We start from the raw sequence: 13,780 nt of genomic DNA, 5'->3' as shown, positions 1-13,780 counted from the left end.
TTTCCATGGCAAAAGGGACTAACTACGCTCTGGGTATGTCAGAGCAGGACCCGAACCACCCGCAGCATTCGAAGGACCCGAATCACTCGGATCAACCGGTGAAACCGTCGGGCTCAAGGGATCCGCTCGATCCGGCAGGCCCGCTTGACCCGGCAGGCCCGATGGGCCCGACGGACTCGCTCGACGCCGCGACGGAGGCGACCCGCAGCCTGCAGGGCCTGTCCACGGAACTCACCGCCCGCGTACCGCGCCTGCTGGAAGCCATGCGGTCGGTGGGCACGGGGCTCGAACTCCACTCCACGCTCGACCGGATCTGTGAGACGGCTGCCGAGTTGGCGCACTCCCGCTATGCGGCCATCGGTGTCGTGGACGAGGAGGGCAAGGGGCTTTCCGACTTCGTCACATACGGAATCTCCGAGGCTGTGGCGCGCCGGATCGGGCGTCGGCCGGACGGGCACCGCGGGCTGCTCGGCGCCCTCATCCACGACCCGCGCCCCCTGCGGCTTGCCGACCTGACGTCCGACCCGAGATTCGCGGGCCTCCCTCCGGGCCATCCACCGATGCGCACGTTCCTCGGCGTTCCGATCCGGGTCCAGGGCGAGATCTTCGGCAATCTGTATCTGGCCGAAAAGACCGACGGCGGCGAGTTCAACGACTACGACCTGCACATGGTCCGCGTGCTGGCCACCGAGGCCGGCATCGCCATCGGCAACGCGCGCTTGTACGAGGCGGCCAGGCAGCGCGAGCGGTGGATCGACGGTTCGGTGGCAGTGACCACTGCCCTGCTGTCCGGCGGGGACGCCGACGACGCGCTCTCCGTTGTTGCCGAACAGGCCCGCCATCTCGCCGGATCCGCGGCCGGCATCGTGCTGCTGCCCGCCGAGGACGGGGGACTGGAGATCGTCGCCGTCTCCGCGGACGATCCGTCCGCCTCGCTCGGAGTGATCATTCCGGCACACAGTCCCGTGGTGGCCAGACTGTTGAGCGGTGAGGCGGTCTTCATCGACGACTCGGCCACCGACTCCCGCATGATCACGAGGCTGGCGGACCGGTTCGGCCCGAGCATGATGCTCCCGCTGCACAGCGGGGGCAGGGTGCTCGGAGCGCTCGCCACACCGCGCGCCAGAGGCGGCCGGCCGTTCACGGAGACCGAGCGGACCCTCGCCACCCAGTTCGCCTCGCAGGCCGCACTGGCGCTCATGATGGCCGAGGCGCAGCGCGATCGGGAGCGGCTCGCGGTCTACGAGGACCGCGACCGTATCGCCCGCGACCTGCACGATCTGGTCATCCAGCGGCTGTTTGCCACCGGGATGATGCTGGAGAGCGCGCAGCGCCGGTCGGACGTGCCGGAGGTGCAGACCGGGGTGGGCAGGGCGGTCGACGAACTGGACGTGACGATTCAGGAGATCCGTACCGCGATCTTCGCGCTGCAGCAGGAGCCGGCCGAAGCACCCTCCGGGCTGCGCACCCGGGTTCTGCGCGAGATCAACATGGCGGCGGTCCCGCTGGGCTTCAAACCGTCCCACCGCTTTCTCGGTCCGGTCGACTCCCTGGTCGGTGAGCTGACCGGGAAGAACCTGATCGCGGCGCTGCGGGAGGCGTTGTCCAACTCCTTCCGTCACGCCGGTGCGGCACGGATCGATGTGGTCGTCGACGCGACCGCCACGCTGCCCGACGGACGGGACGCGGTGCGGCTCTCGGTCGCCGACGACGGGGTGGGCATCCCGGCGGGCGGCCGGCGCAGCGGGCTGCGGAACCTGGCCCGGCGGGCGGAATCACTCGGTGGGGCCAGTTGGTTCGGGCCCGGCATCGGGGAGGACGGCGCCGGTACGACGGTGGTGTGGCAGGCGCCGCTCTGACCCGTCGGGGCAGTCGCTGAAGGGGCCGGCCCGTTCAGCGACTGCTCTCAGCGCTCCGCGCGGGGCCGGGCGCGTTCGGCGATGATCCGCTCGATGACGACAGCGACGCCGTCCTCGTTGTTGGTGACCGTACGGCCGGAGGCCGCCGCCAGAGCGGCCGGATGGGCGTTGCCCATCGCGTACGACGTGCCCGCCCAGCTCAGCATCTCCACGTCGTTCGGCATGTCGCCGAAGGCGACGACCTCGGCGGAGGTGATGCCGCGCTCGGCACAGCACAGCTCCAGCGTGCTGGCCTTGGAGACACCGGGTCCGCTGACCTCCAGGAGCGCCGTGGGGCTGGACCGGGTGAAGGATGCGCGGTCGCCGGCCACCCTGAGCGCCAGGGCGAGGAAGTCGTCCGGGGCCAGTTCGCCGTGGTGGGCCAGAAGCTTCAGCACGGGGGCGCCACTGCCCGGCGTCTCCTCCTGGAGCAGCTTCTCGGCGACGGCCACCGTGGCACCCGGATCCAGGTGGAAGGGCGGGTAGGCCGGTTCGTAGTGAATACCGGTGGCCAGCTCGACGGCGAACGAAGTGCCGGGGGCGGCAGCACGCAGCGTGTGCACGACATCGAGAGCCGTCTGCCGTTCCAGGGCCCGCACCTTCAGCAGCCTGCCCCCCGCATGCAGGTCGGCGACGGCCGCGCCGTTGGCGCAGATCGCCAGGCCGTGGCCGTGCACATGGTCGCTGACGACGTCCATCCAGCGGGCGGGGCGGCCGGTGACGAAGAAGACCTCGATCCCGGCCTCCTCGGCAGCGGCCAGCGCCGCGACCGTGCGGTCCGAGACGGTCTTGTCGTCGCGCAGGAGGGTGCCGTCCAGGTCGGTGGCGATCAGCCGGGGAGCGGCAGGAGCGGGCTGTTCGGTAGCTGAGGTCACCGGTCCATTCTCTCGCACGAGGGTGCACGGGCGTGCGTAGGGGCGCACATTTGAGTACGTACGCCCCTGAGCAGGGGAACATTCCTATGGCATATGCCGACGGATTCTCGCGTGCCGCGCTCGTCCGAAGTGTCTGGAGTTATCTGAGCTGCCCGAAGATGTCTGCCGGTGTCCGGCGGCGCGGCCGGGCGGCTTCCGTACCGCAGTCGCATTCGTGGAACTCGGCACCCAGTCAGGCGTTCGAGCCGAAAAGGTGGGGCGGGCCCGCCCGCCGTAAACTCTGAGCCATGAGCCCCACCCTGCGCCTCAGCACCGTCATCCTGCCCGTCCGCCGCTGGCACGAGGGCGGGCGCTCGCAGTGGCAGCGCGCCGAGGAGCTGGGCCTGCACGCCGCGTACACGTATGACCATCTGGCCTGGCGTGCCTTCCGGGACGGGCCGTGGTTCGGCGCCCTCCCCACTCTGACCGCGGCCGCCTGCGTCACCTCGCGTCTGCGGCTGGGGACGCTCGTGACGTCGCCGAACTTCCGGCACCCGGTCACCCTGGCCAAAGAACTCATCTCGCTCGACGACATCTCGGGCGGCCGCATCACGCTGGGCATCGGGGCCGGCGGCAACGGTTTCGATGCGACGACGCTCCTGCGGGGGGACGAGCAGCCGTGGACCCCGCGCGAACGGGCGGACCGGTTCGGCGAGTTCGTTCCGCTGCTGGACGGTCTGCTCCGTGAGCCTGCCGGGCTGACGTCCGAGGGCGACTTCTACGTGGCCACCGAGGCGCGCAACCTTCCGGGCTGCGCACAGCTTCCGCGGCTGCCGTTCGCCGTGGCCGCCACGGGTCCGCGCGGGCTCAGGCTTGCCGCGCGGTACGGGCAGGCATGGGTGACCACGGGAGATCCGAAGCAGTACGAGGCAGGCAGTGCGGCGGAATCGCTCGAAGCCATCCGTGGTCAGGTCGCCAAGCTGGGCAAGGCCTGTGCCGAGAGCGGCAGGGATGCGGATGAGCTCGACAAGATTCTGCTCACCGGTTTCACGCCGGAGTTCAACCCGGATCTCACCGGGGGCAGGGGCGGGCCGTTCGAATCCGTGGACGCGTTCGTGGACTTCGCGGGCAGGCATGCGGAGCTCGGATTCACCGAGATCGTGATCCACGCACCGGTACCCGGGGGCAGCCCCGAGTTCTCCGCCGCGGTGGCGGACGAGAAACTCTTCGAGCAGATCGCGACGCAGGGCCTCGCCCAGCTCGCGGGCTAGCGACCGGCGCCAGCGCAGCGCGAAAGCCGAGCGAAGAAAGCCGCGAAGACAGCGCGAAGGCCGAGCGAATGCAGCCGCGAAGGCAGCGCGCCCGCAACGAGTGCGGTGGGCGCCGGTGCGACGGCCGTGTCAGCCCGGCAGGCGCAGGAACTCCGGGGGTACGGCGGCGGTGAGCCAGACCCCGTTGGCGCTGACGTAGAAGACGTGTCCCGCCCGGTGCATGGCGCCCGCGTCCACGGACAGGACGACGGGGCGGCCGCGCCGGGCGCCGACGCGGGTCGCCGTTTCGCGGTCGGGCGAGAGATGGACGTGTGTGCGGTTCATCGGACGCAGCCCCTCACTGCGGATCGCGTCCAGGGACCGGCCGACCGTGCCGTGGTAGAGGTACGCGGGCGGGTCGGCGGGAGGCAGGTCCAGGTCCACGTCGACGGTGTGCCCCTGGCTCGCCCGGATGCGGGCGCCCTCGATGGCGAAACGCTGTTTGTCGTTGGACGCGACGACATGGTCGAGCTCGGCGCGGGTGAGCGGGAAGTGGTTGCGGGCAACGGCCCGCAACAGGTCGTCGATCGCCACCCAGCCGTTGGCGTCCAGCGTGAGACCGATCCGTTCGGGCTGATGCCGGAGGTGTTTTGAAAGGTACTTGGACACCTTGACGGTGCGTCTTTCATCCATCCCGACAGCCTGCCCGTGACGTCGTCTCCGCCGCATCCGGATTTGGGTCCTGATTTTCCTCAGCAATTTTTGCCCACAGGTTTGATCCACAGCCAACTCGGGTTATCCACAGGCGATTTGGCGTTCCTGTGGACAAGTGGCCTGTGAATTAGGTTATTTGGTCAACTGTGGGTGCATTGTTGCGGAATGAGGTAAGTGCATCCAATGTCCTTGATTGCACCTCTCGTTCGGCAGCAGCTGTGATGAAGGATGCGGCGTTCTCCCGTCCAACCAGGCGCTCCACAGCGCTGATCGTCGCGGCCGGAAGCGCCACGGATGTCGGCGGGGGCGGAGCTGAATGAGCAGTGAAGGGCCCCTCGGCGGCGAGGTGGTGCTCCAAGTGCCGGGTGGCGAACGTCCGCATGGCCCGAGCCAGTTCGGCGTCCACCGTCTGCTGAGCCAGCGGCCGTAGTCGGCGGACCATCGAGGCCGCCTCGGCCGCGTCGGCGTCGGTCGGGGGGCGGTGGCCGAGATATCGGGCGAAGACATGCTCCGTCGTGAACTCCAGGAACCGGGAGGCTATCTGCTCGACCTGACCCCGAAGTTCCCGCAGATGAGCGGAGATTGCGCTCAGTGGTACGCCCGCGGAATACAACTCAACGGCTACCGCCAGCTCTTGCGGACTGGGAACCAGGAACTCGTCGTCACGGCCCGGGACTGGTTCGAGTACTCCCAGTTCCACCGCTTCGGAGACCGCTTCGTCGTCGGGGCGTCCGCCGAACTTCACTTCCAGTTCCGCGCGGGTGATGCGGTCGGCCCGCTCGTCCGTCCATGGCCCGTGCACCTCGGCCACGAGCCCGAGTACACCGCCGAGTCCGCGCCCTGTGTCCCAGGCCTCCAGCAACTCCTTGATGCTGGCCAGGGTGTAACCGCGGTCCAGCAGGTCGGCGATCTGCCGGAGCCGGGCCAGATGGGTGTCCCGGTACACGTTGGCCCGGCCTCGCCGCTCCGGGGTCGGCAGCAGCCCGCGGTCCTGGTAGGCGCGGATGGTGCGGACCGTGGCACCGCTGGCGTGCGCAAGGTCCTCGATCCGGTACTCAGCAGCTGTCCGGCCGGCCGCCGACGGCCCGGTGGTGCTCACAGCGGCGGCTTCAGCCGGGCGATCCCGCGCAGCACTCCCGGACTGAGCCGGGACACGAACCGGGCGGCATGGGACTCCGGCGTCACCGGGACGACGGCCTCGTTGCGCACGACCGCCCTGAGGATCGCGTCGGCGACCTTCTCCGGCGGGTAGTTGCGCATCCCGTACAACTTGCTCGTCCGCCTCCGTAGCCGCTTCTCCTCCGCCGCGTCCGCCCCGGCGAAGCGCGTGGTCGCGGTGATGTTCGTGTTGACGATGCCGGGGCAGATGGCGCTGACACCGATCGACTTCTCGGCGAGCTCGGCGCGCAGGCATTCACTGAGCATCAGTACGGCGGCCTTCGACGTGCTGTACGCGGGCAGCGCACGGGAGGGCTGATACGCGGCCGCGGAAGCCGTGTTGACGATGTGGCCGCCCTGTCCGCGGTCGGCCATCTGCTTGCCGAAGAGCCGGCAGCCGTGGATGACGCCCCACAGATTCACGTCGAGGACGTTCTTCCACTCCTCGGCGGTCGTCTCCAGGAACGAACCGGAGAGCCCGATACCGGCGTTGTTGACCAGTACGTCGACGATGCCGTACTCGGCGGCCACCTTCTCGGCCAGCTTCTCCATGGCCTGCTCGTCACTGACATCGACGGTCTCGGCCCAGGCTGCCGGAGCGCCGATCAGCCGGGCCAGCTCCGCCGTCCGGCTCGCCCCCTCCGCGTCCCGGTCCACGGCCACCACACGGGCGCCGGCCTCGGCGAACGCGAAGGCCGTTGCCCGCCCGATCCCGCCGGCCGCGCCCGTCACCAGGACGAGCTGCCCGCCGAACCGGTCCGCGTGCGCCCCCGTGGGCGAGGTGTCCCTCACCGGGACACCACCTTGCGCAGCCTCCTCGTTGGCGGCGGCGAACTCGCCGATCCAGGAGGCCAGCTGGTCCGGCCTGGTGCGCGGCACCCAGTGCTTGGCGGGCAGCGAGCGGCGGGTCAACTGCGGCACCCATGCGTCGAGTTCGTCATAGAGCTGTTCCGAGAGGAATATGTCACCGGTCGGGGTGATCAGCTGGACCGGTACATGGGCGAACGCGTCGGCGCGCGGCCTGCGGAGCCGGGAGCGGACGTTGTCGCGGTAGAGCCAGGCCCCGTGCGCGGCGTCGTTGGGCAGTGAGGGCGTCGGATAGTCGCCCGGTGGCACCTTCTCCAGCCGCTCCAGGATGCGCGGCCACTGCTTGCCGAGCGGGCCGCGCCAGGCGAGCTCCGGAAGCACCGGCGTATGCAGCATGTACACGTACCAGGACTTGGCGCCCTGGCCCAGCAGCTGGCCGACCCGGCGCGGAGTGGGCCGGGACATCCGGCGCTTGATCCAGTGCCCGAAGTGGTCCAGCGACGGGCCGGACATCGAGGTGAAGGAGGCGATCCGGCCTTCGGTGCGGCTGACCGTGGCAAACTCCCAGGCCTGCACCGAACCCCAGTCGTGCCCGACCACGTGCACCGGCCGGTCCGGGCTCACCGCGTCGACGACGGCCAGGAAGTCGTCGGTCAGCTTCTCCAGCGTGAAGCCGCCGCGCAGCGGCACCGGCGCGGTCGACCTGCCGTGACCGCGTACGTCGTACAGCACGACGTGCCACTGCTCGGCGAGCTGCCGGGCGACCTGCGTCCAGACCTCCTTGCTGTCCGGATAGCCGTGCACCAGCACGATCGTGGGCTGTGTCGCATCGCCCAGCTCGACCACGCACAGGTCGATACCGCCCGTGGACACCCGGCGCTCGCGCGCCCCCGGCAGGTTCTGCAGACTCACGCCGTCACCCTTTCCTCGGCCCAGCGCCGCACATGCGGCAGATCGTCGTCCAGCCAGAAGGCACTCTGTTCGGGATCCCGGGAGTCGGTGACGACCAGGATCTCCTCGAACTTCGCCCCCGTGCCCCGGAATCCGAGGTGCGGCTCGACCGCCCACAGACCCGGCTGCGGGGGATGGTCGGAGAAGCGGTACGGACTCCAGAGCGGCGACCAGCCCTCCCGGTGCCCGTGCACCGCGTCACTCAGGATCCCTTTGAGTGACTGCGTGCCGAACCCGAACACCGTGGGTGACCAATGCCGTTCGGCGACCCGGTCGACCTTGTGGGCGATGACCCCGAACGGGTAGGCGCGGTGGCGGTTGGCGTAGCCCTGCTGAATCATCAGGCGCTCGACGTCCTCGTAGATCTCGCGCAATGGACGCCGCTCGCGGACCTCGCGCAGGATCAGCTCGCGGTGAACTTCGAGGTCGGCGAGCAGCCGGTCATGCAGGGGGTTGAGCCCGAGGCAGCCGGAGTAGCCGATGTCGGCGGTGAATCCCTTGTACACCGGGGCCATGTCGAGGATGAACGGCATCCCGGGCTCCAGGCGGCGGTTGGTCGGGAAGAACTGCAACGGCACCTTGAAGCCGGTGAACGCCGTGCGGTCACCGAACCAGGCGAACGGGAGGTGGAACCAGTCGCGCACCCCGCGCTCGCGCAGCCACTCACGCTGCATCCTGGCCGCCTCGCGCTCCGTCACCCCCGGCTTCAGGCGGGCGGCGACTGCCTCCGCGCAGGCGTACGCGAGTCGTTGCACTTCTCTGAACCCCTGCAGATCCGGGGCCCGTTCGTCCTTGACGCGCGAGACCATGCCACCGTCCGTTCCCTGCCGTGTGCGGTACGTGCCCGTAACGTGACACTGATGAATGTGACAATGTCCGGCGGCTACGTCAAGGGGCGTGCGTCACCTGTGGACAACCCCAGGTTCCGCCCCGTCGGACGCACCGGTTCCGCCCGGTCCGGCGCTTCGGTTCCGCCCCGTCCGGCGCGCCCGGTCCCCCGCGGTCCTCCTCCGTGGGGTCCCCCTACGGGTCCGTACATCTGGAGTCTGACGCGAATCCAGCCGCCAGGTCTGACGACCGGTGTGGCCCGCGCCACTACCGTCGATGACGTGACTGTGATTGCGACCGAAAGCCTGAGCATGCGGTTCCCCCGGGTGACCGCGCTTGACCGGCTCTCGTTGGACATCGGCCCCGGTGTGACCGGGCTGGTGGGCGCCAACGGAGCCGGCAAGTCCACGTTGATCAAGATCCTGTTGGGTCTGTCCCCCGCGACCGAGGGCCGGGCCGCAGTGCTCGGGCTCGACGTCGCGACCAGCGGCGCCGCCATCCGGGAACGGGTCGGCTACATGCCGGAGCACGACTGCCTGCCGCCCGACGTCTCGGCCACAGAGTTCGTCGTCCACATGGCGCGGATGTCCGGACTCCCGCCGACGGCGGCCCGGGAACGCACCGCGGACACGCTGCGGCACGTCGGCCTGTACGAGGAGCGCTACCGGCCCATCGGCGGCTACTCGACCGGCATGAAACAGCGGGTGAAGCTGGCCCAGGCGCTGGTCCACGACCCGCAGCTGGTCCTCCTCGACGAGCCGACCAACGGACTGGACCCGGTCGGACGTGACGAGATGCTCGGCCTGATCCGGCGTATCCACACGGACTTCGGCATCTCGGTCCTCGTCACCTCGCACCTCCTGGGTGAGCTGGAACGCACCTGCGACCACGTCGTCGTCATCGACGGCGGAACGCTCCTGCGCTCGAGCTCCACCAGCGACTTCACCCAGACCACCACGACCCTCGCGGTGGAGGTCACCGACAGCGACACCCACCCCGACGGGACCGACGCCCTGCGGCAGGCCCTCACCGGTGCCGGGATCAAGCTGGTGGGACTCGACGGGCTGGACGCGGAGGGGCTGCCGGGCGCGGGCCACATCCTGCTGATCGAGGCGACCGGCGAGGAGACGTACGACCTCGTCCGCGACAGCGTCGCCGGGCTCGGCCTCGGCCTCGTCCGGATGGAACAGCGCCGCCACCACATCGCCGAGGTCTTCCGTACCGAAGAGGCACCGGCAGCGCACTCCGAGGCGCGGACCGCGTCCGTGGCCGCCGGGGCCGTACAGCAGAAGGGGAGCGGTCGCGATGAGCACTGAGACCGGCGCCGCGACCGGGAGCGAGACCTCCCGGATCCACAACATCGGCTACCGCGCCTACGACGGCCCGCGCCTCGGCCGCGCCTACGCACGCCGCTCGCTCTATTCGCAGTCCCTGCGCGGCTCCTTCGGACTCGGCCGCTCGGCCAAGTCCAAGGTGCTTCCCATGCTGCTGTTCGGCGTGATGTGCCTGGTCGCGGCGATCCTCGTGGCGGTCGCCATCGCCACGCCGAACTCGACGAAGCTGCCGATCAAGTACACCTCGTTCGCGATCTACCTTCAGGCCGTCATCGGGCTGTTCATCGCCGCGCAGGCACCGCAGTCGGTCTCCAGGGACCTTCGGTTCAAGAGCGTTCCGCTGTACTTCTCCCGGCCGATCGAGCGGTCCGACTACGTTCTCGCCAAGTTCGCGGCCATGGTCTCCGCTCTTTTCATCCTTACCGGCGCACCGCTCGTGATCCTGTACGTGGGCGCGCTGCTGGGGAAGTTCGACTTCGCCGACCAGACCAAATGGTTCGCCCAGGGAATGGTGTCGGTGGCGCTGCTGTCCGTGCTCTTCGCCGGTCTCGGGCTCGTGATGGCCGCCCTCACGCCCCGGCGCGGCTTCGGTGTTGCCGCGGTGATCGCCGTGCTGACCATCACGTACGGCGCGGTCAGCACGATCCAGGGCATCGCCTGGTCCACGGGGTCCACCGGGGCCGTGCCGTGGCTGGGGCTCTTCTCCCCGATCACGCTCATCGACGGCGTGCAGACCGCGTTCCTCGGGGCGACCTCCGCCTTCCCCGGAGGGGAAGGACCGGGGGCCGGTGCCGGTGTGGTCTATCTGATCGTTGTTCTCGCGCTCGTCGCCGGCTCGTACGCCGTACTGATGCGCCGCTACCGGAGGGTCGGGCTGTGACCACCATCGAGATCGACCACACGTCCCGCTGGTTCGGCAATGTGGTCGCCGTCAACGACGTGAGCATGACTGTGGGCCCGGGAGTCACCGGTCTGCTCGGGCCCAACGGCGCCGGCAAGTCCACGCTGATCAACATGATGGCCGGATTCCTCGCCCCGTCGACGGGCACGGTCACGCTCGACGGCAAGGCGATCTGGCGCAACGAGGCCGTCTACCGGCAGATCGGCATCGTGCCGGAGCGCGAGGGGATGTACGACTTCCTGACCGGTCGCGAGTTCGTCGTGGCCAACTCCGAACTGCACGGTCTCGGCGACGCCGAGGCGGCCGCCGCGCTGGCCACGGTCCAGATGGAGTACGCGCAGGACCGCAAGATCTCCACGTACAGCAAGGGCATGCGCCAGCGAGTGAAGATGGCGTCCGCGCTGGTCCACGACCCGTCCGTGCTGCTGCTCGACGAGCCGTTCAACGGGATGGACCCGCGACAGCGGATGCAGCTGATGGAACTGCTGCGACGGATGGGGGCTGAGGGCCGCACGGTTCTCTTCTCCTCCCACATCCTCGAAGAGGTCGAGCAACTCGCCTCGCACATCGAGGTGATCGTGGCGGGAAGGCACGCGGCATCCGGTGACTTCCGGAAGATCCGCCGTCTGATGACGGACCGCCCGCACCGCTATCTCGTACGGTCCAGCGACGACCGCGCCCTCGCCGCCGCGCTCATCGCCGACCCGTCGACGGCCGGGATCGAGGTCGACCTCGGTGAGAACGCCCTGCGTATCCAGGCCGTCGATTTCGGGCGCTTCACCACGCTGCTGCCGAAGGTGGCGCGTGATCAGGGCATTCGCCTTCTGACCGTTTCGCCGTCCGACGAGTCCCTCGAATCGGTCTTTTCCTATCTCGTAGCGGCCTGAGTAGTGGCCTGAAAGGAGCTGTGACGTCATGTACGACCCCACAGTCGCCCGGCTCACCTACCGGGCCCTGCTCGGCCGACGCCGGGCCGCCATCCTGTTCGTCCTGCCCGCGCTTCTGATCGTCATCGCGGTGGCGGTACGGATGTTCGCGGGGGCCGACGACCAGGTGGCCTCGGACGTGCTGGGCGGATTCGCCATCGCCACCATGGTGCCGCTGATCGGCGTGATCGCCGGGACCGGCGCCATCGGGCCGGAGATCGACGACGGCTCGATCGTCTATCTGCTGTCCAAGCCGGTGACCCGGCCGACGATCATCTTCACCAAGCTGATCGTGGCGATCGCGGTGACGATGGTCTTCTCGGCGGTGCCGACCCTGATCGCCGGTCTCATCCTCAACGGCAACGGTCAGCAGATCGCCGTGGCGTACACGATCGCCGCACTGGTCGCCTCGATCGCCTACAGCGCGCTGTTCCTGCTGCTGGGCACGATCAGCCGGCACGCGGTGGTCCTCGGACTCGTCTACGCACTGGTCTGGGAGGCCCTGTTCGGCAGTCTGGTGCCGGGTGCACGCACACTCAGCGTGCAGCAGTGGTCCCTCGCGGTGGCGGAGAAGGTCGGCGGGGGCGGCGCGATCACCTCCGACGTCGGTCTGCCGGTTGCGACGGTCCTGCTGGCCGCGGTCACCGTGGTGGCGACCTGGTACGCGGGTCAGAAGCTCCGAACCCTGAAGCTCGCCGGCGAGGAGTGACGACGCGGCCTCCCGCCGCACCGTGCGACAACCCCCGTCCGATGGACGGGGGTTGTCGCATGTCGGACAGTCCTACGCGTAACTGTACGGTTATCGGTTCGTTGTCCAAGCTGCGTGGAGGCAACTGGAATCTGTGGCGTCGTAGCTTTCGTGAAATTCGGATAGCCGATGCGGTGGGGGATCACCCACCGGTCGGTCCTTGAGTGAGTGGCAACCGTGAGCGTCCTCCACCCCTGAAGCCCGGGGAGAGGGCTGTCCGTCCGGCACCGGACTGCCTGGCACCGGACCGGACTGTTCGGCATCGGATTCCCTGAACGGAAGGCATGCTCATGCCCACGGAAGTCGCCCTGCTCGAATCACGCACACTGCGCGTCGAACAGATGGGGCGCGTCGACGTCCTGGACAAGGTGAAGAGCCTTGTCATGCTCCCGGATGGAGTTCACGTTCGCACCGAGGACGTGGCCCGCTACTTCGAAGTATCCACAGAGGTCGTCAAGAAGGTGACCCAGCGCCATAGGGCAGAGATGGAGGAGAACGGGCTTCGGCTTCTTCGAGGCTCTGACCTGCGAGTCTTTAATAGGGACATGATGTCCCTATTGGATGGCGGGCAGGGCGAAAGTTATCCACAGGCGCACGCCCAGCTCACTCTCTACACGCGCAGGACCGTCCTCAACGTCGCCATGCTTCTTCGCGACAGTGACATCGCCCGATGCGTCCGTACGTATCTCCTCGACGCCGAGCAGGACTTGCGCGCCGGGTACGTCTCGCTCGAACACCGCGTCACCCGGGTTGAAAGCTGCCTCGCCGGAGTCGGCACCGCTCTGCAGGAGCTCGGGCCGGTCCTCAACCGGATGTCACATCGGCTCGACGTCCTCGACCGGCGGCTGGAGGTCACCCATCAGGTGGTCGGCGCCATGAGTGTGCGGCTGGGCGGGGTGTCCGAGGACATCGTCCGGCTCGACGGGCGCATGGACGAGCTGGCACGCGGCCTGAAGGACCTGAGCCGCCGCAACCGGAGCCGCTGAGGAAGGCCCGAGGGCCGGTGCCACCCGTAAATGAGTGGCACTGGCCCTCGGGGACACGGCACAGTAGACGGCACGGAACAGCAAGCAGCACGGAACAGCAAGCGGCACGGAACAGCAAGGGCTACGGCACACGCCGGGAACGAGCCCCCGGACCGGGAGAGGAGCGCGGCGATGACCGAGAGTCCGAGTCCGTCGAGCTCCCAGCAGGGCCTGCCCGAGCCGGCATCGGAGTAGTCAGAGACTGCTCCGCCGCGCCGCTCCGAGCAGCACGCCCGGCGGCCGTCACCGCGCATCGCGCGCGCGGCCGCCTCCCGGAGGATTGGCCGAGTGGTAAGGCAGCGGCTTGCTAAGCCGTCGTCGGGGCCGAAAAACCCGCGCGCGTTCGATCCGCGCATCCTCCGCCTCAGGCACCCGCACCTGCCCCG

The 13,780-nt window shown here is 69.0% G+C and carries 12 protein-coding genes and 1 tRNA gene; 8 read left to right on the top strand and 5 right to left on the bottom strand.

Annotation, left to right across the window (positions count from 1 at the left end; all coding sequences use genetic code 11):
• Window positions 1-161 precede the first annotated feature (161 nt).
• Complete coding sequence (locus OG912_RS16320; RefSeq protein ID WP_327709962.1) at window positions 162-1,859, top strand: sensor histidine kinase; 1,698 nt, start codon at window positions 162-164, stop codon at window positions 1,857-1,859.
• A 47-nt stretch (window positions 1,860-1,906) separates the two neighbouring features.
• Here the strand turns inward: OG912_RS16320 and OG912_RS16315 are convergent, their stop codons facing one another.
• Window positions 1,907-2,773 (bottom strand): HAD hydrolase family protein, encoded by an 867-nt coding sequence (locus tag OG912_RS16315; protein WP_326737462.1) that lies wholly within the window; start codon window positions 2,771-2,773, stop codon window positions 1,907-1,909.
• Window positions 2,774-3,060: 287 nt separating this feature from the next.
• On the opposite strand from OG912_RS16315, the gene OG912_RS16310 reads away from it, so the two are divergent.
• The gene (locus OG912_RS16310) at window positions 3,061-4,023 is read left to right on the top strand and encodes an LLM class flavin-dependent oxidoreductase (protein ID WP_327709961.1); all 963 of its coding nucleotides are present in this window, start codon (window positions 3,061-3,063) and stop codon (window positions 4,021-4,023) included.
• A 129-nt stretch (window positions 4,024-4,152) separates the two neighbouring features.
• Here the strand turns inward: OG912_RS16310 and OG912_RS16305 are convergent, their stop codons facing one another.
• The 4 genes from OG912_RS16305 to OG912_RS16290 form a co-directional block, all read right to left on the bottom strand.
• Window positions 4,153-4,695, bottom strand: a complete 543-nt coding sequence (locus OG912_RS16305; RefSeq protein WP_327709960.1) for an RNA 2'-phosphotransferase — start codon at window positions 4,693-4,695, stop codon at window positions 4,153-4,155.
• A gap of 148 nt (window positions 4,696-4,843) precedes the next feature.
• Window positions 4,844-5,815: a MerR family transcriptional regulator gene (locus OG912_RS16300; protein ID WP_327709959.1), complete on the bottom strand. Its 972-nt coding sequence runs from the start codon at window positions 5,813-5,815 to the stop codon at window positions 4,844-4,846.
• Window positions 5,812-7,593 carry an SDR family oxidoreductase gene (locus tag OG912_RS16295; protein WP_327709958.1) on the bottom strand — a complete coding sequence of 594 codons (1,782 nt, stop codon included), beginning with the start codon at window positions 7,591-7,593 and terminating at the stop codon, window positions 5,812-5,814. Before OG912_RS16295 ends, OG912_RS16300 begins: the two co-directional genes overlap by 4 nt.
• Entirely contained in the window at window positions 7,590-8,441 is an 852-nt protein-coding gene (locus OG912_RS16290; RefSeq protein ID WP_327709957.1) for a M24 family metallopeptidase, read from the bottom strand. The genes OG912_RS16295 and OG912_RS16290 overlap by 4 nt, the downstream gene beginning before the upstream one ends.
• Window positions 8,442-8,771: 330 nt before the next feature.
• Between OG912_RS16290 and OG912_RS16285 the strand changes: the two genes are divergently transcribed.
• From OG912_RS16285 to OG912_RS16260, 6 genes are all read left to right on the top strand, one after another.
• The gene (locus tag OG912_RS16285; RefSeq protein WP_327713453.1) at window positions 8,772-9,776 is read left to right on the top strand and encodes an ABC transporter ATP-binding protein; all 1,005 of its coding nucleotides are present in this window, start codon (window positions 8,772-8,774) and stop codon (window positions 9,774-9,776) included.
• Complete coding sequence (locus OG912_RS16280) at window positions 9,766-10,674, top strand: ABC transporter permease (protein WP_326737468.1); 909 nt, start codon at window positions 9,766-9,768, stop codon at window positions 10,672-10,674. The genes OG912_RS16285 and OG912_RS16280 overlap by 11 nt, the downstream gene beginning before the upstream one ends.
• Window positions 10,671-11,582, top strand: coding sequence for an ABC transporter ATP-binding protein (locus tag OG912_RS16275; RefSeq protein WP_326737469.1), 912 nt, complete (start codon window positions 10,671-10,673; stop codon window positions 11,580-11,582). The genes OG912_RS16280 and OG912_RS16275 overlap by 4 nt, the downstream gene beginning before the upstream one ends.
• A 28-nt stretch (window positions 11,583-11,610) precedes the next feature.
• Complete coding sequence (locus tag OG912_RS16270; RefSeq protein ID WP_326737470.1) at window positions 11,611-12,330, top strand: ABC transporter permease; 720 nt, start codon at window positions 11,611-11,613, stop codon at window positions 12,328-12,330.
• 329 nt (window positions 12,331-12,659) lie between these two features.
• Complete coding sequence (locus tag OG912_RS16265; protein WP_327709956.1) at window positions 12,660-13,355, top strand: hypothetical protein; 696 nt, start codon at window positions 12,660-12,662, stop codon at window positions 13,353-13,355.
• A gap of 313 nt (window positions 13,356-13,668) precedes the next feature.
• Window positions 13,669-13,756 (top strand) — tRNA-Ser (locus tag OG912_RS16260).
• Window positions 13,757-13,780 lie beyond the last annotated feature (24 nt).

Origin of the sequence: Streptomyces sp. NBC_00464 (assembly GCF_036013915.1) — a bacterium.
Lineage (GTDB): Bacteria > Actinomycetota > Actinomycetes > Streptomycetales > Streptomycetaceae > Streptomyces.
The sequence above is the reverse complement of the archived record's forward strand: the minus strand, read 5'-3'. Positions and strand labels throughout refer to the sequence as shown.